At 40.7% G+C, this 23339-nt stretch carries 24 protein-coding genes and 1 pseudogene; 17 read left to right on the forward strand and 8 right to left on the reverse strand.

Going from position 1 to position 23339, the window contains the following annotated elements; genetic code table 11:
- The first annotated feature begins 45 nt into the window (after positions 1-45).
- The 10 genes from H6G28_RS16265 to H6G28_RS16300 all read left to right on the forward strand — a co-directional run bounded on the left by H6G28_RS16265 (position 46) and on the right by H6G28_RS16300 (position 6249).
- Complete coding sequence (locus tag H6G28_RS16265; protein ID WP_190672208.1) at positions 46-1506, forward strand: DNA phosphorothioation-associated putative methyltransferase; 1461 nt, start codon at positions 46-48, stop codon at positions 1504-1506.
- Between the two features lie 24 nt (positions 1507-1530).
- Positions 1531-1764 (forward strand): hypothetical protein, encoded by a 234-nt coding sequence (locus tag H6G28_RS16270; RefSeq protein ID WP_190672211.1) that lies wholly within the window; start codon positions 1531-1533, stop codon positions 1762-1764.
- Positions 1761-1889: a type II toxin-antitoxin system VapC family toxin gene (locus H6G28_RS37375; RefSeq protein WP_277877291.1), complete on the forward strand. Its 129-nt coding sequence runs from the start codon at positions 1761-1763 to the stop codon at positions 1887-1889. Before H6G28_RS16270 ends, H6G28_RS37375 begins: the two co-directional genes overlap by 4 nt.
- Positions 1890-2030: 141 nt before the next feature.
- Positions 2031-2318, forward strand: a complete 288-nt coding sequence (locus tag H6G28_RS16275; RefSeq protein WP_199332863.1) for a PIN domain-containing protein — start codon at positions 2031-2033, stop codon at positions 2316-2318.
- Between the two features lie 81 nt (positions 2319-2399).
- Positions 2400-3911, forward strand: coding sequence for an AmpG family muropeptide MFS transporter (locus H6G28_RS16280; protein WP_190591291.1), 1512 nt, complete (start codon positions 2400-2402; stop codon positions 3909-3911).
- Complete coding sequence (locus H6G28_RS16285; protein ID WP_190591292.1) at positions 3896-4300, forward strand: ABC transporter permease; 405 nt, start codon at positions 3896-3898, stop codon at positions 4298-4300. The genes H6G28_RS16280 and H6G28_RS16285 overlap by 16 nt, the downstream gene beginning before the upstream one ends.
- A 186-nt stretch (positions 4301-4486) precedes the next feature.
- Complete coding sequence (locus H6G28_RS16290) at positions 4487-4666, forward strand: DUF8624 family small hydrophobic protein (RefSeq protein ID WP_190591293.1); 180 nt, start codon at positions 4487-4489, stop codon at positions 4664-4666.
- Between the two features lies 1 nt (position 4667).
- Positions 4668-5231 (forward strand): GNAT family N-acetyltransferase, encoded by a 564-nt coding sequence (locus H6G28_RS16295; RefSeq protein WP_190672214.1) that lies wholly within the window; start codon positions 4668-4670, stop codon positions 5229-5231.
- The gene (locus tag H6G28_RS37380; protein ID WP_277880555.1) at positions 5224-5358 is read left to right on the forward strand and encodes a hypothetical protein; all 135 of its coding nucleotides are present in this window, start codon (positions 5224-5226) and stop codon (positions 5356-5358) included. Before H6G28_RS16295 ends, H6G28_RS37380 begins: the two co-directional genes overlap by 8 nt.
- 132 nt (positions 5359-5490) lie before the next feature.
- On the forward strand, positions 5491-6249 hold the full coding sequence (locus tag H6G28_RS16300; RefSeq protein WP_190591295.1) for a HEAT repeat domain-containing protein: 759 nt from the start codon (positions 5491-5493) through the stop codon (positions 6247-6249).
- Between the two features lie 70 nt (positions 6250-6319).
- Here the strand turns inward: H6G28_RS16300 and H6G28_RS16305 are convergent, their stop codons facing one another.
- The gene (locus tag H6G28_RS16305) at positions 6320-6727 is read right to left on the reverse strand and encodes a phosphomannose isomerase type II C-terminal cupin domain (RefSeq protein WP_190591296.1); all 408 of its coding nucleotides are present in this window, start codon (positions 6725-6727) and stop codon (positions 6320-6322) included.
- A 358-nt stretch (positions 6728-7085) separates the two neighbouring features.
- Here H6G28_RS16305 and H6G28_RS16310 point away from each other — a divergent pair, with 358 nt between their 5' ends.
- On the forward strand, positions 7086-7262 hold the full coding sequence (locus H6G28_RS16310) for a hypothetical protein (RefSeq protein ID WP_190591297.1): 177 nt from the start codon (positions 7086-7088) through the stop codon (positions 7260-7262).
- A 130-nt stretch (positions 7263-7392) separates the two neighbouring features.
- Here the strand turns inward: H6G28_RS16310 and H6G28_RS16315 are convergent, their stop codons facing one another.
- Both H6G28_RS16315 and H6G28_RS16320 read right to left on the reverse strand, forming a co-directional pair.
- Entirely contained in the window at positions 7393-7677 is a 285-nt protein-coding gene (locus H6G28_RS16315) for a hypothetical protein (RefSeq protein WP_190591298.1), read from the reverse strand.
- A gap of 351 nt (positions 7678-8028) precedes the next feature.
- Positions 8029-9858 (reverse strand): tetratricopeptide repeat protein, encoded by a 1830-nt coding sequence (locus H6G28_RS16320; RefSeq protein WP_190672217.1) that lies wholly within the window; start codon positions 9856-9858, stop codon positions 8029-8031.
- 497 nt (positions 9859-10355) lie between these two features.
- On the opposite strand from H6G28_RS16320, the gene H6G28_RS16325 reads away from it, so the two are divergent.
- Positions 10356-10613: a hypothetical protein gene (locus tag H6G28_RS16325; RefSeq protein ID WP_190591300.1), complete on the forward strand. Its 258-nt coding sequence runs from the start codon at positions 10356-10358 to the stop codon at positions 10611-10613.
- Positions 10614-11027: 414 nt separating this feature from the next.
- Here H6G28_RS16325 and H6G28_RS16330 read toward each other — a convergent pair whose 3' ends face one another.
- The 4 genes and pseudogenes from H6G28_RS16330 to H6G28_RS16345 all read right to left on the reverse strand — a co-directional run bounded on the left by H6G28_RS16330 (position 11028) and on the right by H6G28_RS16345 (position 16409).
- The gene (locus H6G28_RS16330; protein WP_190591301.1) at positions 11028-11741 is read right to left on the reverse strand and encodes a rubrerythrin family protein; all 714 of its coding nucleotides are present in this window, start codon (positions 11739-11741) and stop codon (positions 11028-11030) included.
- A gap of 621 nt (positions 11742-12362) precedes the next feature.
- A pseudogene (locus H6G28_RS16335) lies at positions 12363-12461 on the reverse strand (SDR family NAD(P)-dependent oxidoreductase); the annotation flags it as partial.
- A 100-nt stretch (positions 12462-12561) separates the two neighbouring features.
- Positions 12562-13878, reverse strand: a complete 1317-nt coding sequence (locus H6G28_RS16340) for an efflux RND transporter periplasmic adaptor subunit (RefSeq protein ID WP_190672220.1) — start codon at positions 13876-13878, stop codon at positions 12562-12564.
- Positions 13879-14591: 713 nt separating this feature from the next.
- On the reverse strand, positions 14592-16409 hold the full coding sequence (locus H6G28_RS16345) for an ABC transporter ATP-binding protein (protein WP_190672223.1): 1818 nt from the start codon (positions 16407-16409) through the stop codon (positions 14592-14594).
- Positions 16410-16937: 528 nt separating this feature from the next.
- Here H6G28_RS16345 and H6G28_RS16350 point away from each other — a divergent pair.
- From H6G28_RS16350 to H6G28_RS16365, 4 genes are all read left to right on the forward strand, one after another.
- Positions 16938-17291 carry a hypothetical protein gene (locus H6G28_RS16350; RefSeq protein WP_190672226.1) on the forward strand — a complete coding sequence of 118 codons (354 nt, stop codon included), beginning with the start codon at positions 16938-16940 and terminating at the stop codon, positions 17289-17291.
- Positions 17292-17780: 489 nt separating this feature from the next.
- Positions 17781-18908, forward strand: coding sequence for a TOMM precursor leader peptide-binding protein (locus H6G28_RS16355; protein ID WP_190672229.1), 1128 nt, complete (start codon positions 17781-17783; stop codon positions 18906-18908).
- Positions 18901-20211, forward strand: a complete 1311-nt coding sequence (locus H6G28_RS16360; protein ID WP_190672232.1) for a YcaO-like family protein — start codon at positions 18901-18903, stop codon at positions 20209-20211. Before H6G28_RS16355 ends, H6G28_RS16360 begins: the two co-directional genes overlap by 8 nt.
- Before the next feature lie 301 nt (positions 20212-20512).
- A complete protein-coding gene (locus tag H6G28_RS16365) occupies positions 20513-21247 on the forward strand; it encodes a SagB/ThcOx family dehydrogenase (protein WP_190672235.1) in 735 nt (244 codons plus the stop codon).
- A gap of 87 nt (positions 21248-21334) precedes the next feature.
- Here H6G28_RS16365 and H6G28_RS16370 read toward each other — a convergent pair whose 3' ends face one another.
- Positions 21335-22318, reverse strand: a complete 984-nt coding sequence (locus H6G28_RS16370; protein WP_190591308.1) for a LysR substrate-binding domain-containing protein — start codon at positions 22316-22318, stop codon at positions 21335-21337.
- Between the two features lie 271 nt (positions 22319-22589).
- On the opposite strand from H6G28_RS16370, the gene H6G28_RS16375 reads away from it, so the two are divergent.
- Positions 22590-23147, forward strand: coding sequence for a YidH family protein (locus tag H6G28_RS16375; protein WP_199332864.1), 558 nt, complete (start codon positions 22590-22592; stop codon positions 23145-23147).
- The last annotated feature ends 192 nt before the right edge of the window (positions 23148-23339 follow it).

A 23339-nucleotide genomic window follows, 5' to 3' on the forward strand; every position in this document is an offset into this window, starting at 1 on the left:
AAGGATATTAGTTAACTGTTAACTGTTAACTGTTAACTGAACATTATGCCGGAGAGCTACTTAGAAATTGAGCGTCATCGCGCGGCGATCGCTCGCACAGAAATCTCTCGCCCTGTAAGATTAGCCATAGAATGGTCAATCATTAACCAGGACAGGACTTTTTTTGACTATGGCTGCGGTCATGGTGGCGATGTGCAGCGTGTCGGGAATCTCGGCTATACGAGTGCAGGTTGGGACCCGTACTATTACCCAAATCAGCAAATTACGCCTGCTGATGTTGTTAATTTGGGTTACGTTATCAACGTCATCGAAGATATCGCAGAACGCAACCAAAGCCTGATTAAAGCCTGGGAACTCACCCGCAAAGTTTTAATTGTCGCTGCACAAGTCTTAATTAACGCTCCCAGCAAAGCCCAACTCGCTTACAATGACGGCATTGTGACTAGCCGTAATACTTTTCAAAAATATTACGAGCAAGAAGAACTCAAAAAATATATTGATCAAGTCTTAAACGTCGATGCAGTCCCGGTGGCGCTTGGGGTTTACTTTGTCTTCCGCGACGAAGCCGAAAAAGAAAGCTTCAAAGCCATCCGTTTCTTTTCGCGCACTTATACACCGCGAGTCCGCATCCCTAGCAAGCGGTTTGAAGATTATCAGGAAACACTGCAACCACTCATGGAGTTTTTCACCAAACGCGGGAGATTACCTGTCAAGGGTGAATTAGCCAACGAACAAGAACTATTAACAGAATTTGGTAACTTTCGCCGCGCCTTTGCAGTTGTGTTGCAAGCCACCGATGAAGCAGAATGGGATGCGATCGCCTATCGTCGTTCTTTAGACATTCAAGTTTACCTTGCCCTCACCCACTTTGATAAACGCCCTAGATTTTCCCAACTAGCGCCAGAAATGCGCCACGACATCAAAGCCTTTTTTGGTAGTTACGAGGAAGCTTGCGAAGTCGCTGACCAAAAATTATTTAGTTTGGGTAGACCAAAAGTAGTGCAAACAGCCTGCGAAAAAAGCAAAATCGGCAAACATACACGCGGCGCACTTTACGTTCATGTTTCCGCCCTCGCCGCCCTCGATCCCTTACTCCGCATTTACGAAGGTTGCGCCAGTCGTACCATTGGGCGTGTTGATGGAGCGACGCTGATCAAATATAACCTTGACCAACCGCAAATATCCTACTTATTTTATCCAGACTTTGATACAGACCCCCATCCAGCTTTAAAAGCCAGCATCACCATTGACTTAAAAACTTTGTACGTCACTCATCGAGATTATGCAAATCGGGCAAATCCACCTGTTCTGCATCGGAAAGAAACCTTTGTTACACCTAATTATCCCCAATACGAAGAATTTGCTAAACTCACCCAACAAGAACAGGAATTAGGTTTACTCAAGCAAAAAAGTGATATTGGTACCCGTGAAGGTTGGTTAAAATGTCTGGCTGAACATGGAGTCGAAATTAGAGGACATCAAATTTATCCGATCAAAGAAAGTTAGACAAAATTTAGAGGACAAATAGTTATGCAAAGTATTAATATCCGTTCTCGTGTAGGCGCAGATGGTATTTTACATCTTGATATTCCCGTAGAAATGACAAATATAGAAATTGAAGTAACAGTAACAATTCAAGAAATTACACCACAAAAACGCGGCTGGATGCCGGGATTTTTTGAGGAAGTAATTGGTGGTTGGGTAGGAGAAGCCCTAGAAAGACCAGAACAGGGAGAATATGAAACGAGGGAGCAGATATTTTGACTTATTTACTTGATACAAATGTCTGTATTCGCCTAATCAATAACAGTCATCCTGGTGTCGTGAATCGTCTGGCAAGTCAGCAACCAGAGGAATATATTTATTTCTGCTATAGCAATCCTATCTGAGTTGGAAAAAATATTTTTTATAACGAACCGCAAAGGACGCATAGACGCGATAGCGGCTTCCCGCAGGGTAGGACACAAAGAAGAAGAATAAAGAGAAGAAAGATAATTTTACAAATGATTTAGGATTACTATATCACTCAATTGGAACTTTATTATGGAGCTTATCGTAGCTCACAAACTGAGAAAAATTTAGAAATATTACAAAGATTTCATAGCCAATTTAATATTATTGAATTGGACTCACAAACAGCAAAAATAGCAGGTAAAATCCGCGCTGATTTAGCAGTTATAGGTACACCAATCGGCCCTTATGATTTACAAATTGCGGCTGGCGCAATAGCAAAGAATCTGATATTAGTCACGCACAACACGCGAGAATTTAGTCGAATCAGTGGACTAAAGCTTGAAGATTGGGAAGAACCAAATTAATTTTTGTCAAGTTATGAAACTATGCAGTAACTATGGCAAGATAACTGCAATTCGCTCCTGTGAGTAAGGAATATCGAAACGATGAAAGAAATCCAAGCACTACGCCAAGCCGTCCAAAGTCGCAAAATGGGGGCTTTGTTATTGCTGGGTTTTGCATCGGGATTGCCTTTGTTCTTAACTAGTAGAACATTGCAATTGTGGATGCAAGATGCCAAGGTTGATATCGGCAAAATTACTTTATTTGGTTTGTTGGCGTTGCCTTATTCGCTCAAATTTTTGTGGTCGCCGTTGTTAGATAGGTTTGTACCACCGTTTTTGGGCGCGAGACGGGGTTGGTTGATTTTGACTCAAGTTGGGTTAGCAATTGCGATCGCCACTCTCGCACTTCAACAACCTTCTCAAAGTGACCAAGTATTGCAAATTTTGGCAATCAACTGTTTAATTATCACCTTTTTAAGTGCCACCCAAGACATCGCCGGCGATGCTTACCGTACCGATATTTTAAACCCCCTAGAAGCTGAAGCTGGTGCATCGGTGTGGGTACTCGGCTATCGTGTGGCTTTGTTTGTCACCAGTTCCTTAGCTTTAGTTTTAGCTGATCGCTTACCTTGGAATGGTGTTTACTTACTCATGGCGGCTTTAATGGCTGGGAGTATCTTTGTCACTTTATCTGCACCCAGAGAACCACAGGTAAGCAACAATCGAGAAACAGCACCTTTATCTGCCAAAGATGTGATATTCGTGCTATTTATCACAGCATTAGTAGCTGGTTTACTGGGAGGAGTTTTTCTTGGCTATATTGCTTTGCCTGTATTTTATTGGTTATTAGCAGCTTTGATTGTCGCTTGGATAGTTTCATCTTTATTATTGCCTGATGAATTACTGGGTGAAGCTCAAGAAAATCAAGCCCCCCAAAACTTACAGGAAGCAATTTTTCTGCCTTTTAAAGAGTTTTTTCATCGCTTTGGCTTGGCTCAAGCTGGTGTAATTCTGATATTTATCATCCTTTATAAACTGGGCGATTCTTTAGTTGGTATCACAGCTAATTTATTTTTGCGAGAAATCAACTTTACTAAAACTGAAATTGGTGCAATTCAAGCCGGAATTGGCTTTCTCGCCACGACTGTTGGCGTATTAGCTGGTGGGGTAATCTTAAGCAAAATTCATATTAATCGCGGTTTATGGATATTTGGCATACTGCAATTATTGAGTAACTTGGGTTATTATGCTTTAGCTGTTGCTGGCAAAAATTACTCGTTATTAATCTTGGCAGTAAATATCGAAAATTTTAGTGCTGGATTAGTAACGGTTGCTACAGTGGCATTTTTAATGAACCTCTGCAATCACCGTTTTACAACCACTCAATTTGCATTATTTTCTAGCTTAATGGCGATTAGTAGAGATGTTCTTTCAGCACCGGCAGGCGATTGGGCAAAAGCCACAGGCTGGCCTGTGTTTTTCTTGTTAACCCTAGTAGCAGCCTTGCCAGGATTGTTACTTTTACCGTTTGTTGCTCCCTGGAATCAAAAGCCAGTGGTAATATCTAGACCAGGACTAGAGGAAGAAGATGAGGATGTATGGGAAGCCAAGTAATTGTTGTTGTTGGTACATTTATTCTTTTACTTACAGGCTTGTTACTTGGCTATGTCCTGTCACAGTTAGTACTGGGATTTTTGACTTTTAATCTCTTTACTTTTTTTGGTACACTCAGCCTAATTTTAATTTTCGGCACACTGTATTACGTTTTATTTTGGCAGTTACGCCGAGAACAATCCAGCGTTGTGCCGGAAAATATGTCCGCAACAGAGATTAACGATCGCATCACCGATAACCAACTCAAAAACAGGCTGATTGCCAAGTTAAATGGTGATACCGCCGCAGCTGAACGCTTAATTGAACAAGCCAAGCAAAATTATCCCGGTATGCCAGAAAGTTGGTATTGCGAGCGAGTTATGGATGATTTAGAACGCGATCAGCGTTAAGGTTAAAAAAGAGAGGCAGGAGGCAGTGGTTCGGCTCCTTTCGACTGCGCTCAAGGCAAGTCGCTCACCAACCAGGCAGAAGGCAGGAGGGAGGGGAAAATGCTTCAACTCAGCACTCAGCACTCAGCACTAAACACTCAGCACTCAGTTTCTTTCTTTTGACTTTTAACTTTTGACTTACTAAATATGTCTATAATTCGTCAATACATCGCCCCACTACTGGTACTTTTAGTATTTCTCGTTGCCTTAGTAGCAGTCAGCGCCCGGATATTTTTGCCGGCTGATATGGCAGCACCCGCGCCTATTGAAGAAACTGGGGTAATTTTGCCAGCGACGGCTGTGGATTTATTCACCTTTAGCAAATAAAGTGTCTGAGCAATTACTACCAGGGTATTTAATTCGTCGCGGTTCAACATTAGAGCGATCGCTCCTTGTCAAGTTCATGCAACGCACTTACCAGGAGCGATTTCCCCAGCAAGATTTTGCCCACCTCGCCCGCACTGTCGAGCAGTATTTATCCCAAGATACGCCCTTATGGTGGGTGGATGTGAAAGAGGCAGGGGAGACAAGGAGCAGGGAGCAGAGGGGAGAAACATACAAGACTTGTGCCCCCTTGTCTCCCTCGTCTCCCTCATCCCCCGTTGCTTGCCTCTGGGTGGGAAATGCCATAGATCAAGTCAGTGGCGATCGCCATGCTCATATTTTTTTGCTTTACGTCGTCCCAGAACATCGGCGTAAAGGTATTGGTAAGGCTTTAATGCAGCATGTCGAAAAATGGGCAATTCAACGAGGCGATAAACAAATCGGTTTACAAGTCTTTGAATCCAATCAACCTGCTTTAAATCTCTACTATCAACTGGGTTATCAAACTCAATCTTTGTGGATGCTGAAAGAACTGTCAGGTTATTTCGTCGGTGACAGCCATGAGTAGCAGTTTGGCGATCGCAGTACCGCAACAATTTATTTACCGTCCTAAAAATTCTGAAACACTTGGGACAGTTAGTAATTGGTCAATAGACACAAGGCTCAAAAATAAGACTTCAGACTTCATACTTTAGACTTCAGACTTTTCAAACAAATCTCAATCATGTCGAACATAAAGTGTACAATAATCTAGCAAATACCTATCAGGCGCTGAATTATTGGCACGGGGGGTTATCTGTAAATCCCACTCGGCACTTAAATGACGTATGTATGACGACGATGACCTAAGCCTACTCGATCCCGACGTAGAGCTAGAAAGCCCTCTTGATAAAATGGAGCCACTCACTGCTGAATCAGAAGTGGCAAAGCCCGATCCAGAAGTGATGTTAGCACTTTTGGAAAATTCTCAACCCCAGCAGAGAATGTTGGCGGCGCGTGCTTTTTGTGATATTGAAGATGAAAGAGCTACCCCGCTACTCATTGGGCTGTTAAAAGATTCCTGTCCCTTGGTGCGCGTGAGTGCCGCCTATGGTATTGGTCGCAATCCCAGTAAAGAAGCAGTAGAACCATTAATTGCCCAACTCAACCAAGATTGGAACGGTTATGTACGTAAAGGTGTAGTTTGGGCATTGGGTAATTGCCGCGATCGCCGTTGTCTCGCACCCCTCGCTGATGCTTTAAGAACAGACATTTCCGCAGTGCGTTTGTGGTCAGCGAGTGCTTTAGCCCAAATGGCAGGAGTGGGTTACGAAACCGTCATAGGGGCAATTCCCGCCTTAATTGAAGCCTTAGTCCAAGATCCCATTCCCGCCGTTCGCAGTAATAGCGCCTGGGCAATTGGACAGTTATGCAAAGAACTACCCTCTAATATTGTTTACGCCACAGCCATTGATGCCTTAATTCAAGCCTTTGCCGAAGATAAAGATTTAGGCGTACGAGAAGATGCTAAAGCCTCACTACTCGGAGTAGGCGACCCCCGTGGCTTACAGCTAATCGAAACTTTAGAACAAGAAGGATGGTTTTGATCAAGTCAAAAGTTAATGGTCAAAAATAACTTTTGACCATTAACTCTTGACCATTGACCATTGACAAACTTCATTTATTTTCTGATGTTGGCTTAATTAAGTTGAGGTCATAAGGACGTTCGATATCATCCTCGCCTAAATACTCACCGTTTTGAATTTCCAAAATTACCAAGGGAATTAAACCGGGATTTTCCACTTTGTGTAAGGTTGCGGCTGGAACATAAGTTGATTCATTGCGATTCAGCAGCGTTTCCGTATCGCCACAAGTTACCTTAGCTACCCCAGAAACTACCACCCAATGTTCATTGCGGTGGTAATGGATTTGTGGTTTAATACCATGCCTGGGTTTAATCTCAACGCGACTAATTCTATAATTATCGCCTTCTTCAATTACCTCCACGTTACCCCAGTATCTCGCACCTGAATGTGAGGACAATTCATGGCTACTAGATTGCTCGTTGTTCTCATTTTGACTCATAACCAAACTGCTCAACCAAACGACTACCAATATTGTGAAGTAATTTAGCGTATATTAGTTGACAATTTGCCACAATCGCTACTGCTAAAGCAGTCCTATGTGAGATGTGAATAAAAAAGATAGGGGAGACAAGGTAGACAAGGGAGAGAGATGTTGATGAAGAAGAAGTCAGAAATCAGGAGTCAGAATGCCGTATGAATTCTATATGACACTTCTCCTGTCGGAGACGCTACGCGAACGGCAAGCTCTAAACTCCATCCCTTTATGAGTGAAGTATTCACCAATTCTGAATTCTGTCTTCTGACTTTTTTTATCAATATTTGAAGCTAGAGAAAATTTAAGAAATAATAGTAATTCTATGTCTTGTCAAACTATCTGCAATGAATGTGCTTTTCATGTTGAAACTGAGTCAGGAATAGAGTGTATTCACCCCGATGAATTAGCAGTTAATTGTGCTATTGTGACTTTTTGCAGTTCTTTTCAACCTGCGGAAGAAATTGATAGCCCATGTGTGACTTTTGGTCAGGAAGAATAAATCTGAATTTTGCACTCAGAAGTTATAAAGGATTCCCTGAAATTTAAAGGCAATTTAGCATTTAAATTTTGTGGTCTTCAATCTGTGGCATTTATTTTCCCCATAGATTGCATTCTGACTTCTGAATTCTTCAATCTTGTTGCTGATTATCATTTTGTCTATTCGTTTCTAACAGACGAGACATAAACACATCTGGTTTGCGACTCACAACAGAGATAACTTTATCAATAGCAACTACTTCACTAGTTTTAACAACCATTTCCCACAAAGTATCTTCTTCTGTATCTTTGTTATGCGTTCTGTGTTTAAAGCATAACAAATCGTCACAAACATTGATAATTGTTGCGAAATACCACTTATCTCTGATCAATAACCAAATTTCTTGATCCAAGTAACTTTGTAGAACTGATTTCACAATTATTTAGATGATGAAAAACAATGTGGTAAATACTATTTGGGGATAACAACTTGATGCAACAGGGAAAATACTTAATCGTGATTACAGGAAATAATACAAGGTAATCTGAGTCCAAAGCTAGGAAGAAAATTAGATGACAATTTCCAATCCAAAATCCTAAATTTGATGAGTATTTCTACGTCAAACTGTACACAAAATAAATGGCGGATGCTTGATTGATATTAGCTATCCGCCTTTCCCAAAACAACAAAACTATATGTTAATCAATCATGACCGCTAAGAAATTTATGTCAAGCTATTATGCGAAAGGAACATAGTTTTTATGTAAAAACTGCCTGAATGGATGTTTTAGACTTGAGACTGGAGTTGAGCGATCGCAGTCAGCATTTGTTGATAATATTCAATGTTGCCTTCTTGATAATAGATGTTGGCAGATTGTTGAAAATCAGCGATCGCACCGGGAAAATCTTCGAGTTGGCGGTAAATATCGGCGCGTAACATATAAGCGGAAGCCCAATGGGGTTGACGTTGTAAGGCTTGGTTTAAGTCTGCTAATGCGCCTTGCAAGTCTCCCAACAGCAAACGGCTACGCCCGCGATGATACCAGTCTTCAGCAAAACTGGGGTCAAGGGCAATGGCTTGGTTGTAGTCAGCGATCGCACTGTGATAATTTTGCAGGGCATAGTAAGCACTGGCGCGATCGCTGTAAAATGCTGCTGTGCTGGGGTTGATTTGCAAAGCTGTGGTGTAATCTGTAATTGCGCCGTGATAGTCTTGCAAGGCATAGCGCAAGGAACCGCGATTGTAATAAGCTTCTACTAAGCTGGGGTTAATTTTAATTGCTTGATTGTAATCAGCTAAAGCTCTTTGTTCCGCTTCTAAAAACCGCAAAGCATTACCCCGATTACAGTAAGCTGGAGCAAAATCAGGCTCAATTCTAATGGCTTGGGTGTATTCTTCCACCGCCGCTAAATAATCTTGTAAAGCTTCACGGGCTAAACCCCGTCCATAGTATGCTGTGGCTGAGTTGGGATTGAGTTGTAAGGCGCGGTTGTAATCTAAAATTGCCCCTTGATAATCTCCTAAACAACGACGAGCGGTAGCGCGATCGCTGTATCCTTGTGCATATTCGGGGTGAATTTGTAAGACACGATTGCTATCGGCGATCGCACTTTGGTAGTCACCCAACTGACAACGCGCATAAGCCAAAAAACCATAGACTAAAGCCAAAGTCGGGTTTCTGTCTAAAGCTTGTTCATAATCAGCGATCGCACCCGGAAAATCTCCCAAAGTGGCTTTGACTAATCCGCGCTCATAGTATGCTTGCACATCTTCAGGATTTAATTGCAGAGCTTGGTTAAAATCAGAAATCGCGGCTGGATAATCTTTTAGGTAAGAACGGACGACTCCGCGATTGTAGTAGGCTGGGGCAAAATTGGGGTTAATTTGTAAGGCGCGATTGTAATCAGCAATTGCGGCTGCATAATCTCCTAAAAGATAACAGGTATTCCCCCGGTAATGATAAGCTTCCACCAAATGCGGATCTAATTGTAATGCCCGTTCATGATCGGCAAGGGCTTGCTCATATTCTTCTAAAATATGGAAAATATTCCCGCGACTGCTGTAAACGGCAGCATACTGGGGATACCATTGTAAAGCTTGCTGAAAATCTGCTAATGCACCTTGGTAATCACCACTCTCACTGCGAGCGATACCCCGATAATGAAAAGCTCGCGCTATATCAAAATCTATATATGTTGCTAATACTGGGTTAATTTCAATCGCTTGGTGATAATCTGCGATCGCATGATCATAATCACCCAACGCACAATAAACATTACCCCGCCCGTGATGGGATTCTGCTAAGTTAGGATTGATCGCTAATGCCCACTCGTAATCAGCGATCGCATCTTCGTAATCTGCTAGAGAATAACGAGTGTTGCCGCGATTATGATAGGCTTCAGCAAACTCAGGATTTATTTGGATTGCCTTGTTAAAATCTGCCAGTGCGGCATCATAGTCTCGGAGTGAGGTATACAAAATATTACCGCGATTATAGTAAGCTTCTGCAAAGTCAGGTTTTAGCTGAATCGCCTCTGTATAATCTGCGATCGCTCCTTGAAAGTTTCCTTGCAAATTTTTGTTAAAACCTTGGTTAAAAAAATCGTCAGCATTCATCTAAGTTCAATGGGCTGTAAAACTCCCGCCCCCTAATTTTAAGATGGGTGCTGCTTTGTAACAATTGACTTCAGCGTATTTTCACAATTTTCTCTGTAAATATAAGTAAGCAACAGTTCTTATACAGCAAAAAGATGTGTAATACTCTACTTATAGTTAATCAATCAAAGCTTCTACATAAAGATTGTTTGTGAGCATAAGTGGGATGAGTCTATAAGTTTGTAGTTATTTTAACTTTTTCTACTTAAAGACTCATGACGCGATCGCCTGTTTCAAATCTGAGTCTTTCATTTTCTTACATAAGTCATTTGTATTTTTATCTTGTTGTAAGATGGAAGACCCATTTGATTGATTAACTGAATCGTCAAGAGATAGAAACCGGACAGGTAATAAATAGATTTGTAAACAACTTCCTGATGTTTTCTATCATTACCTAAAAGGTTATTCATAGCAAAACACAGTAAAATTTGATAACAGATAACAGAGGTACTTCACCAATGAATATTTTGGTAACACCTGAAGATGAGCAACTAGATAAATTGCGTCTCGAATTAGCAAAATTTACAAATGCCCAGGAAGTAATTAACACCAACTTGAAACTCGTAGAAGAAAATTCGCATCGTCCTGCGGACATAAATTCAAAAAGAACGATAGAAGATGATAATACTTGCTGTCAAACATTTAGAGATCGCTCAATGGTTGAAGGGTGTGATCATCAAAAATATGACAATTATTTTGATTTAATTGAAAAATAGAGTTAATGAGTATTTTTACGGTAATTCGAGATTCAGTACTGCAAACAGAAGGTTTGATTGGTAAGGGTGTAAGGGTGTAGGGATTCATGGGTGTACTTATTCAAAACCCTAACAACCCTGTACGCTTTCACCACCACACCCAGTCTCTACAGACAAGCTTGGTGTGTAATATCATTTCCGGTAAAAGACTTATCATCAAAACCGCAGGGGGAGAAAGAGTTTTGTTCTGCACAGATGTGTTGAATCATAACTGATTTGCCGCACATGATATAAGTCATGCTGATATCAATCATAATTTTGCAGGGGAAAAAGAGATGAGGGATTAGAGACTAGAAATAGTAATTTTTACTCAGTAAAATCTAACCAAAAAATTCCTCTTCCTAAAATCTAGCCTCTAATCTCTAGCCCCTATTTTTAAGCCGCGACTTTTTCTTCTAGCGGTTTAAAAGTCTTTTTGGTAGCACCACAAATGGGACATTTCCAATCATCAGGAATATCTTCAAAAGGTGTACCAGGAGCAATACCTGAATCGGGGTCGCCTGCTACGGGGTCATAAATCATACTGCATTGACGACAAATCCATTTGCGAGTTTGGGGGTCATCACCAGCGACTCTGGTGACGGCTTGTCCACCATTGAGGACTTCTAATGCTTCAGTGTAGCGATCGGCGTGGTAATTTTCGATAAACTTGAGCAAGCCAAAACGGTGTGCAGCTTCTCGAAATGTATCAGCATGTTCGCCAGATTCTTGTGCTTGTTTGAGAAATTCTGCGGCGGCTGGGTTATCGCGATCGCTTTTTGCCGCTTCAGCAAATTCGGGATACATTGTAGTGTATTCGTAAGTCTCGCCTTCAATTGCTAAAGACAAGCAACGCGAAACAATTTGTTTTTTTTGTTCATCAGTTAAAGCGGCTGGATCTTTCACCACCAATTCTGGATGCAGCAACTCAAAATGAGCAAAAGCATGTTCGGTTTCTTGTTCTGCGGTTTCACGAAACAGTTTTGCTAAATCCGAAAATCCCAATTTACTAGCAACTTTCGCAAAATATAAATATTTGCGATTAGCCATCGACTCACCACCGAAGGCGGCTTCTAGGTTATGCAGAGTATTAATGTTAGATAAATCCATAGTTTGAGAATACCTGTCAGAAAATTTTAATTGTAGGTTTTTGAGTTTGGGTTGTCCCCAAAGCAAAATGCTCGATAATTGCCAATTTCCCATTAATTCCACAAATGAAACTAGATGATTTCACTATTCAGGAATTATTGGTTAACTGAGAATTACTAGCAAAAAAACAAGCTATAAATCAGTTTGAGGAGCTAATTTTGTATAATAGAAAACGTTTTATACAATTTTTTTCGCCCATTTTTCTTTACTTGTTTTGTCTGCCGTTCCAGGAAGATTATATAAGACGAACGTTTGATTTCTGAAAAACAGTAGACTTAAAAAGTAAATTTTTCGACTTTCTACCTGCACAGATAATTTCACATCTAAAACTGAATAACTATATAGCAATTCTAAATCATTTGTGAAATTCTCTTTCTTTTCCTCTTTCTCTTTCTTTGTGTCCTACCCTTCAGGAAGCCGCTATCGCGTCTATGCGCCCTTTGCGGTTCGTTAAAAAGAATACTTTTTCACAACTCAGATAGGATTGCTATAAAACCAAGAAGCAGATATTTGATAAATAAAAACCTCAAACAACCCCACCGTTAACCCGAATGTTCTGCCCAGTTATCCAACGTGCTTTGCGATAGATGCACCCTTTTGCGCTAATGTTAGAGCGATCGCTCGACCAATTCCCCGTGATGCACCAGTGACAATTGCAACTTTCCCAGTTAAAGCTGCCATAAATAAATCCTGCTTGACTAGTGATGAGTTGCTCTTAACCTATCGCACAAAGGTTAAATTTACCTGTTGAGTATTTGTTTTTTTCACTCAGCACTCAGCACTAAGATTCAGGCACAATAGACACGCCATCCCGAATGTTTAGCAGTCCAGAGATAATAATTTTGTCTTCTGGCTGTAACCCGGCTAAAACTTGGTAATAGTTATTGTTGATATTGCCTAACTTCACGCGCTTTTGTTGCGCTACTAACTGGGAAACGCCTTGGGGAGTTGTTTGTGGTTGGGCGACATAAACAAAAGTTTCACCCGCCACGCGAGTGACTGCTGTAGTTGGAATTAAAACTCCTGGACGCTGACTCCAAATTAATCTTGTGCGGACTAATTGACCTGCCCTTAATTGCCCTTGGGTATTGTTGAACAATGCTTTAATTAATATCGATGGTTGTTCAGTGTTAACGTTGGGAACAATTAAAAACACTCGACTTGTACCCAAAACCTGCCCTTGGGTGCTGAGAATTTCCACAGGCATTCCCTTTCGTAATTTAGGGCCGCGCTCTAGTGGTAAAGTTAAGGCAACTTCTAAAGGTCGGGTTTCAGCAACGGTCATCAGTCGTGAAGAAGGCGTGACAAAATCACCAGCTTTTACCGAGATATCGCCTACCGTACCAGCGAAGGGAGCCGTAATTTTGTCATATTGAAGTTGTGCTGGTGGTTGTCTATTGTTAGCGTTGGCTTGCTGGAGGGCATTTTCAGCTTGCAGAATGCTAGTTTTTTGGGCTTGAATGCGAGAATTGACAGCATCTAGATTAGCTTTTGCTGTCGCCAATCTATTAGCCGCTAAATCCTTGGCTTGGCGTGATATTGCACCTTGGTCTGCTAAATTGGCAGATTTTGCGTAATCTAATTGATTGGACTGGACTTCACCTAACTTTGATATGCGTTCTAGTTCCAAAGCGCGGAGTGTGGCGCGGGCGCTTTCTAGGAGGGCGGCGGTTGCTTGAGTTGCACCATTATTACCCAGGTTGTTGGGTTGTTGGGCTTTATAATCTATCTGAATAATAGGCGTACCAATAGCAACCGTATCTCCTGGCTTGACAAATATCTGGGTAACTTGGCCAGGAATTCTCGGTAGGAGGTTGATAGAACGTCGGGACTCTAAAGTGGCAATATAGTCTGCACTTTCTTCAATTGTGCCTAATTGCACAGGTGCTATTTTGGCTCTTACCCCTGGTGTTTGAGCTTGAATGGGTTTTGTTGGCTGTACAGGAGTAAGTAAACGCCAAGCGATCGCAACTCCACCCCCTACTATTAGTATTAAAGCTAACAATAATCGCCACCATCGCCAATTTTTTTGAGGTGGTGGCGATGATGGTTCTGTAAGTTCTTTGTCAAAATCAATTTGTGGCTCAGGGGATGTCATGACTTATCAGGTTACTAAAAATAAAGTAATTGAAGAATTCAGAAGTCAGAATTCAGGAGTCAGAATGTGAACAGTAGGAGAAAAATACACCGTACTGATTGAAGACCAGCAAATTAAGAATTTGGTGGGTATCTTATACCCGTTTTTTCATTCACCAGCAACGCACTGAGCTTGCCGTTCGCGTAGCGTCTCCGCCAGGAGAAGTGTCACACTCAGGTAAATTCTGAATTCTGCCTACTGACTCCTGCATTCTGTTTGATAATTTTCGGTCTTTTTAGATGCAATTTACTGATACAGTATGAAGAGCAATAATAAATTATATGTTATACCAAATGGAAGAATGATTGCGACAAATGGATTGCTCGAAAAGCTTACCAGTAAACCCTTTCTCAATCCAAAATCTAAAATCCAAAATGGTATTAGCTCTGTCTTAATATATAGCTTTTCTAGAGTAGCCCTAATCTATCAAAAGGTTAATGATAAAAATTTAGATTGTGATAAGTTTTTTAACTGTCTTGTTTGTTATTGTGTAAAATCCTGGAACCCTGCTAAGATAATCTGTTTATCTTTGGTTAGCAGTAAGAAAGAGCATTTTTTATGTATGTTTTTTTGCAGAAATTATACTTGGTAGATAATGTTACATAATTTCTGAACTAACGTAAATTCAATGAGTGCTTTTTGACATCACCTTCTTATTCTGACTTCTGAATTCTTCAATCAGAAATACCATAATGTTGTGCCTGCATATTCCACAAAGTTGTATATTCACCACCAAGCTGTAAAAGTTCTTGATGAGTTCCATCTTCAATTAAATGACCAGCTTTCATGACTAAAATTCGGTCAGCCATCCGTACTGAAGCTAGTCTGTGAGTAATCAAAATTGTTGTTTTACCTTCGGCTAATTCAATAAAGCGTCTGTAGAGGTCATATTCACTACGGGGGTCAAGCGCAGCCGTTGGTTCATCTAATAATAATATTTGTGCTTCCTGGCGGACAAAAGCACGCGCTAAAGCTAATTTTTGCCACTGACCACCAGAAAGTTCTGTACCGCCAAATTGCTTACCTAATGGTGTATCTTCTCTTGTAGGAAAATTATCAACAAGTGTGGTAATATCAGCTTTTTCGATTGCATACCTGAGAATATCTGGACTTTCTAAAGCCGCTAAATTTCCTAGCGCGATATTTTCTCCCAGAGTCAGCGCGTAATGACCAAAGTCTTGAAAAACCACAGCAATTTGTTGTCGCCACTGTTGTAAATTTAAATTTCTGAGGTCTATATCATCCACTAAAATACAACCTTGTGTTGGATCATACAGCCTAGTTAAAAGTTTAACTAAAGTTGTTTTACCTGCACCATTTTCGCCGACTATGGCGACAGTTTGCCCAGGGTAAAGAGTAAAAGAAATATCTTGTAAAGCTAATCGATTATCTGGATAGTAAAAGTCAACTTTCTCAAAAGTAATACCAGAACGAATCGGCATTGGTACCTTTTCGCCAGGGATGCTGATTCGCATCGGGATGGGACTGTCGAGAAAATTGAAAAACTGCTGCATATATAGAATATTTTCAAATAATTCTACCCAATTAGCGACAAATCTTTCGAGATTATTTTGAAAGTAAGTTAATGATTGGACAAATAAAAGTACACTACCAGGACTGAAATTACCCCGAAAAGCTTGCTGTACGACCCAATAAAAAGCAAAACCATTACCTAGAGTACTCAGAATAGCTAAAGTTGATGACCAAAATGCTTGTTTACCACGCAGATAACGCATGGTTTGGTGTAAAGATTGAAACGCTTGTAAGTAACGCTCGATAAAAAATGAACTTAGTTGAAACAACCTGATTTCTTTAGCGTAGCTATCGGTGAGCATGAGTGAAGTGTAATATTGCATTCGCCGCGCTTGCGGACTATTTTCAAATAAAGTTAGCCAAATTGCTTGACCATATTGAGAAGAAACGACGATTTGGGGTACAGTGGCGATCGCAATTACTAATGGTATCCAAAAAGCTAAGGGAACTAGTAACCCAACTATGACTATCAAAGTCACAAAAGAGCGACTTAATTCCACTAAATTTTCTAGTAAACTTAACGGTTTATAGCCGACTTGTTGCTGCAATATTTGTAGTTCATCATAAAACATAGAATCTTCAAAACGACTCAAATCTGCAAAATTATCGGCTTTACGCATTAACAATAAGCTGATATGCGCCGTTAACTTATCATTGAGATTTCCTTGCAGTGCCAATATCCAAGGATAAAGCATCGTTTCTAATAGCAAAGCTCCCACCCATCCTAATACCAAAGGTATCAGAACTGCATACCCTAATTCTCTACCAGATGTTAAGGCTCCTGCTACAGTATCTATTACTAACTTAGTAATCCAAACACTAATAGCAGGTAGAAAACCTTGTAATAAAGTCACAGCAATTAAGAACATCATTTCTCTGGGTGCTGCTTGCCATAACAAAGGTAGAGAACGAAATAAAGTTTTAGCGTAGTCTGTAAACCAAACTCTAAAATCGCTCATCAATTAAACCTAATTATTTATCTTTGAAGGCAGGCAGTTATATTAGATGCTATTTCAACTCAAAACCATCTTACTTAAGATAGAACAATCTGAATGTTATGAGTCAAAAGTATACTACTCCAGAAAGAATAAAAAACTCTAGAAAAAGATAATGTTAGAGAAGTTAGATGATCAAGACAGGATAAGGTATCGCTAACAATCACACAAGATTTATCAAAGACAAGGTTTTCGGGAAGATTAATCCTCTATGGAAATTCCCATCACTGATGACAAAGTGATTTTGCCTGTTGTGGATTAGTGACAATCTAAATACAAAGCTGAATGTCGTTGTTTAACTATGCCCTTATTGGCATATATATTTCAGCATTAACCACTGTCTGATTATCGGCTCGTCTTCAAATTCGCTTGTTCCTATATCTCTGATTTCATCAAATCTATTGATGGACAAATATCATCACAGTTTTTCGGCAAATTAAATGCAGATTTGCTCACAAGCTGATGAATTGAAGTTACAAGGAGTAATTGACAATGCTTGCAGAAAAAACACTGACCCAACAAACAATAGATATGCGTTTGGCAGATAAAGCTGACAAATTAGAGCAACTTTTGTTGTCTGATGAGGAAAGAGCAGCTTTAGAAAAATTAGCAATGCCTGGAATGTTAGAATCTGAAACTCAACAAAGATGGTTTGCTAATTGCGGCGGCTGTGGTGGATGTGGTGGATGTCGGGGATGTTTTCCTTGTCGTGGCTGTTTTGGATGTGGTGGATGTGGTGGATGTCGGGGATGTCGTGGCTGTCGTGGCTGTGGATGTCGAGTTAGTGAAACTGGCTCAATGTCAAGTGTTCCAGACGACATAGATGAGCTTGGATTTGGATACTAAATCATCTGGGGATATCTAGCATTTCAGATCCCCGACTTCTTTAAGAAGTCGGGGATCTGAAACCAAATGACTCTATTCTCTTCCTTCGTGTACTTTTATTAGACAATGGCTAAGATTTGGGGGATTCTCCACGCCACATGCTTCAAGTCGGCAAAGCCGCCCAACGCAGTGGCTCCCCAAGCCCCCGATTGGGGTACGGTTGCGTCCCCCAAACCCCCTCCAAAATCATTTTTTCGTTTTTTGTTGAGTGATCATTTTCTGGTTTTGTTGAAATTTATTTTTCTTTAGGACTTACGCACAGGCTACGGAAGAACGAACCACAGAGGCGCAGATTTCACGGAGAAATGAGAGTTTGAGAGAGTTTTTGCGTAAGTCCTATTCTTATCTGAACCGTATTGTGCTATGTAAAGCAAAAAAACTTTTACCTGACAAATTCTAAAAACAGTTTTGCAATTATTTTTGACAGCTTGAAATAATCAGATAAAGCCTATGCAATTAAATAATGCTCAACGTCTGCGTTTATTAGAACATATTGTTGTTCATGTGATGCCGTCAGATTGTAGTGGCGAAGAAACAATGATTTTTAATACAACACGGCGAACACTGACTGTAAAGGGTCAAGCACTGCGTGATGTGGAAAGTATAGTATTACCTTTACTAGATGGCTCACGAACAATCGGAGAAATTAAAGTAGAAATAGGGGAGAAATTAACAGATGCTTCAATCAATCAATGTTTAAAGTTTTTGATGGAAAATCGGTTAGTTGAAGAATTATTAGAAGATGCTGATGATTTAAATATCCGGGCTGATTTATTACCTCAAATGAGTCTTTATCATGAGTTGGGATTTCAGCAAAAGGATGCCCAAAAACAGTTAGTAAAGGCGAGAATTGCTGTTTTTGGACTTGGTGGTTCAGGGATGATAGCAGCAATTAACTTGGCTAGTGCGGGGATTGGTTTTCTGAGATTATGTGATGATGTCTGCACACTGACTGCTGATTTGATGATGTCAGACTCAGCATTTAATCAAATTGGTGCTTTGCGGGGTGTGGAAACTGCAAGACAAATTGCCGCGATCGCAGAAATCACTGAAACTGAAATTGTGACTGATAATTTCACAGACGATGCTACAGTCAATGCTTTACTAGAAGATGTTGACTTGGTGATTGTCGCCACTGATGCGGTTTCCGTCAATCTTGCCTATCGTCTGAATAGATTATGCTGGCAGATGCAACGCCCATTATTACCAGGTGGCGCGGCTGGTGTGGAAGGCACTTTTGGGCCGTTAGTCTTGGCTCAAGATGGCCCTTGTTATCTCTGCTATCGGATGCGGTCGATAGCTTGCGCCAAACTCCCAGAGGCGGAATTAGCCATTGAGCGATTTCTTGACCGAGAACGCCGTTCTCAACCAAGGTTGCAAGAAACTTTACCCATCGCCCAGATGTTAGTAGGAAGTTACCTAGCTCTGGATACCATTAAAATGTTTCTTGGTTTACCCATCGCTACAGATGGCAAATTAGTGCATCTAGACTTATTGGGTACAAAACTCACTCACAATGTTGTGCTGAAAAAACCAGGTTGCCCCCATTGTTCACAACAGGAGAGAATCAGTGAATAGTGCGATCGCTAGTCCACGTTGGCGTGATTTAGTTAGCCCTCATACTGGTATCATCCGCGCCATCGATAGGTTTACCAAGCCTTATACAGAGTTTGATTTCCCAGTTCTCTGGCAAGCCGAATTAGCTAATTTTCAATTGCGTAAACAGCCAGATGATTTACGCTACGGTGTCGGCAGAGGAATGACAGATGAACAAGCAATTTTTGGGGCAGTTGGAGAAGCCGTAGAGCGATACTGTGGCAGCATTGTTAATTATCGCCAACTCATTATTAGTAGCTACGCAGATTTAACTTATCCCGCCGTCCCGCCACCAAGTTTTTTCTCATTTTCAGACACCCAATACTCTGACCCAACTTTTCCTTTTCCTGCTTTTGATGAAACAACGCAGACTTCCTGGATGACTGCGATCTCTCTTTCAAGTAACCAACCAATGTTAGTCCCAGCATTTATGGTTTATTTTGACTGGGATATTCATCAACCAGGAGATGACATTTTACCTGTGACTTCTAACGGTTTGGCTAGTGGCCCAAATGTTGAGTTTGCAGCTTACAGTGGCTTGTGTGAATTGATTGAGCGCGATGCTTTTGTTATTAATTGGTTAAACCGCTTACCTGCGCCCCGGATTTATTTCGCCCACCGCCCCGGAATTGAGACAGAAATTTTACGTCACTACTCCCGATTTGGCATTGAGTTAGTTACCTTTTATTTGACCACTGATATTAACATCCCAGTGGTGATGGCGATGTTAATTGACCGTTCCGGCAGAACTCCGGCTGTCGCCACTGGTTTAGGATGTCATCTGGATGGTTCAACGGCGCTACGTAAGGCAATTTTTGAAGTTTGCCAAGCCCGTTTCGGTGATATAGAACGCAAAGCTAATGGTGCTGGTTCCCATCTCCATCAATATCAAGATGTCCAGAATTTAGATGATCACAGCGCCTTTTTCTACACAACCACTCGCTTAGGTGAGTTGGAATTTTTATTTGAGCATGATAGTTATATAGCCGTTGAAGATTTACCAACGTACACCTCTGCCACAGAAGCAGAAAAATTGCGGACTGTCATCACAAGATTGCATTCTGTGGGCGCTGAACCATATTTAGTTGATATTACAACGCCTGATGTAGCACCGCTTGGTTTTCGCGTCGTGCGGACTTTGGCGAGTGAATTAGTGCCGATATATTTTGGTTATGGGTTAGAACCATTGGGAAATCGGCGGTTATTTGAAGTACCACAAAGGTTAGGTTATAGTGGGCGACGCAGCGAAGCTGATTTAAATCCCTGTCCACATCCTATGGCTTAACGTTCTTTGGCGTTGCATAAATGCGGGATGAATTGAGACTTTTGTACAAAGCAGAATATTGATTCTTTGCGCCTTTGCGTGAGACAAAAATCATCCCACTAATCAGTCTTGAGAATGTTGGGTTACGCTATCGCTACACCCAACCTACTATTCTCTTAACTAAAACTCTTTGTTAAAGTCATTTTTTTTAACGAACCACAAAGGGCGCAAAGAGCGCGAAGAGAAGAAAAAAGTACTAACTGAACAGTATTGAGTTATACATCACTCATTACTCATTACTCATTACTCATCACTCATCTTTATGTATACAGTCAACGAGCCACTAGAATTAGCTCTTCTCTATCATTTGAACTCCCCAGTACCGAAAAGTTATGTCAAGCGCGTTCCGGCTACGGAAATGCGATATATGCCGGAGGCTACTTTTTTGGAATTGCCCAAAGCACCGCATGACAATTCTTTGAGCCTGCTTTTAGAGCAACGGTCTTCTGTGCGATCGTTTGCTAATACAACTATGCCATTGATTAAATTAGCTCAATTGCTGGATGCGGGATGTGGTTTAAATGGGTTGCGTCACACAGAGGGTTACACCTATGAAGCACGAAACTCACCATCGGCGGGGGGGCTGTATCCGTTGGAAGTGTTTGTCTCAACCCAAGCGGTAGAAAATTTAGCTGATGGACTTTATCATTATGAACCGCGTGGTCATGGCTTACATCTGGTGAATAATGCAGTACCTAATGATTTTGTGGAAGCTTGCTTGCAACAAGACTACATTGTGAATGCAAATGCTTTGGTGATATTCACGTCTATTTTTATGCGATCGCTGTGCAAATATGGTGCGCGGGGCTACCGTTTTGCACTTTTAGAAGCTGGTCATCAAGCAGAAAATATTTGTCTGATGGCTGTGCAATTAGGTTTGGGTAGTCTTTGCATTGGTGGTTTTCATGACCTCAGCCTCAATAAGATGTTGGGTATTGATGGCAAACGTCATGCGGCGCTTTATTGTGTTGCTGTCGGGACTGGTGTCGTAATCTAAAATTAACCGCAGATGGACGCAGATAAACGCAGATAAAAAGACCATAAGAAATTGCTAAAATGCTTATGGTATCGTTATTATTTCTTTTTACTTTTGCCTTGTTGTACTAGCTAAATTTTTTTCGGGAAAACTTATAGTTGTGTATGATGTAATCAAGGTTTGCTCAAAAACTTTCGCTAGAGCCGTTTGAAATCGTTGGCGATGCTTGAGTTTAAAAAATGGTCTCACTATTTCTAAGTCTTTACTGTTATCTTCTGGGTTAGGGAAAATCTTTATTGCGCGTAAAGTGCCTAACTGAATTTCTTTTTTTACCATTAACTCAGAAATTCCGGTAGCACCTACGCCACTTTCAACGGCGGCTTTGGCCATTTCGCCACTGTTGAAAACTAAAATGACATTGAGTTCATACAAATTAATACCCCAATTTTTTAAGGCTTCTTCAAATCTTTGCTGAGTACCAGAACCAGGTTCGCGCATTACCCAAGCTGTTTGAGTTAGTTCTGTAACGGTGATTTCTTGGCGTTCAAACCAAGGGTGAGTTTCGCCCACAACAATTTGTAAGCGATCGCTCCCGATGATTTCTTGTTCTAAAGTATTCTGTAAGGCTGGTTTGACATCGCCTTCGACTAAACCAATGTCAAACTGTCCCATTGCTGTTCCTTCGCAAATTGTTTCCGCATTTGCCAAACAACAATCAACAGTAATCTGCGGATACTTACTTTTAAACTCACTAATTTTTCGGGGTAGCCAATAGTTACCAATGGTTAAACTCGAACCTAATTTTAATTCACCCCGTTGGAGATTATTTAATTCTCGCAATCCCCGTTCTGTTAATGTCACTTGGTCAAGAATTTTCTGAGCTTCTACTTGTAATAATTTACCAGCTTCAGCAATTTCAATGTGACGACCAATGCGATGAAATAGTTTGACTCCATATTCTTGCTCTAAATTATGAATCGCAGCACTGACGGCTGGCTGGGTAATATAAAGCTCCTCAGCTGCACGCGTAAAGTGTAGATGTTCTGCTACAGCGAGAAAGATTCTGAGCTGTTCCAGCGTCATTCCTGCCATACTTCATTATCCCTAAAAACCTTGATGTAAAAATTTAATCACTTATATTTATAATTTTGACAAATAAAAACATTTGATTCTATTGATTAAATTAAATACAGTAGAAAAATAAGACTAATAAATACACCCATTGCGAATGTGCCTATTTGAATAGGAAAAAATGTAGCTTAATTGTCAACAAAATCTGAGATTATAAATAATTTGGAGCATTAAAAGTGTTATTGAGACTTGTGTTATTACCATCTCTGCATTAAAATAAATTTTGGCAAAAATGTACCGACAAATTAAATATATTTTGCAAGTGCGATCGCTGCACAAATGGCAAATTATCTGGAAAGAAATTTGCTATCATTTTGGGATTTTTTGGAGAGGGGCTTCTTGGAGTTTAAGGGTGTTACTGATGCAATTAGAGTCTAAACCAACAACAGAAAAGCAAGAAACTAAGAAACTTGGTAGGCTAAATCCATCGCGCATCAGGGATCATTTAGCCAATGAACGCACTTACCTAGCTTGGATGCGAACCGCGATCGCGCTGTTGGGTTTTGGAGTCGTTATCGTCCGTCTGCGAGCCTTTCAAGTCCCCCTATTACCCACACCCGGTAACGGCTGGAAATTGGGTTTAGTCTTTTCGCTAGTTGGGTTAATAACAGTCTGGCTGTCAACTGCACATTATTTTGCTGTACGGCGTGATATTGAAGATGATAATTATGAGCCTACAGACCGTTGGGTGATTTTATTCAGTTTGGCAATTATGATTCTCGGCTCTGGAGTCATTTATTATGTGTTTACCACTCCTCTGAGTCCTTTGAGTCCAGTAATTCCAGAGTAATAGGACTTTGCTAAGGGTCTACGTATCTACAACCCTCACACCCATTCTTAACCAACAATCTTTGTGTGTAAGTCCTAAATTGAGATGATTGTCTAATTAATGGTTCTTAACATTGTTGGTTTTTTTGTTTATATCTATACATAAATGTTAGTGAATATGTAGTTGATGGGAATACTAGCGGAGTGCAGAGTT

This window comes from Nostoc sp. FACHB-190, assembly GCF_014696905.1.
Lineage (GTDB): Bacteria > Cyanobacteriota > Cyanobacteriia > Cyanobacteriales > Nostocaceae > Nostoc_B.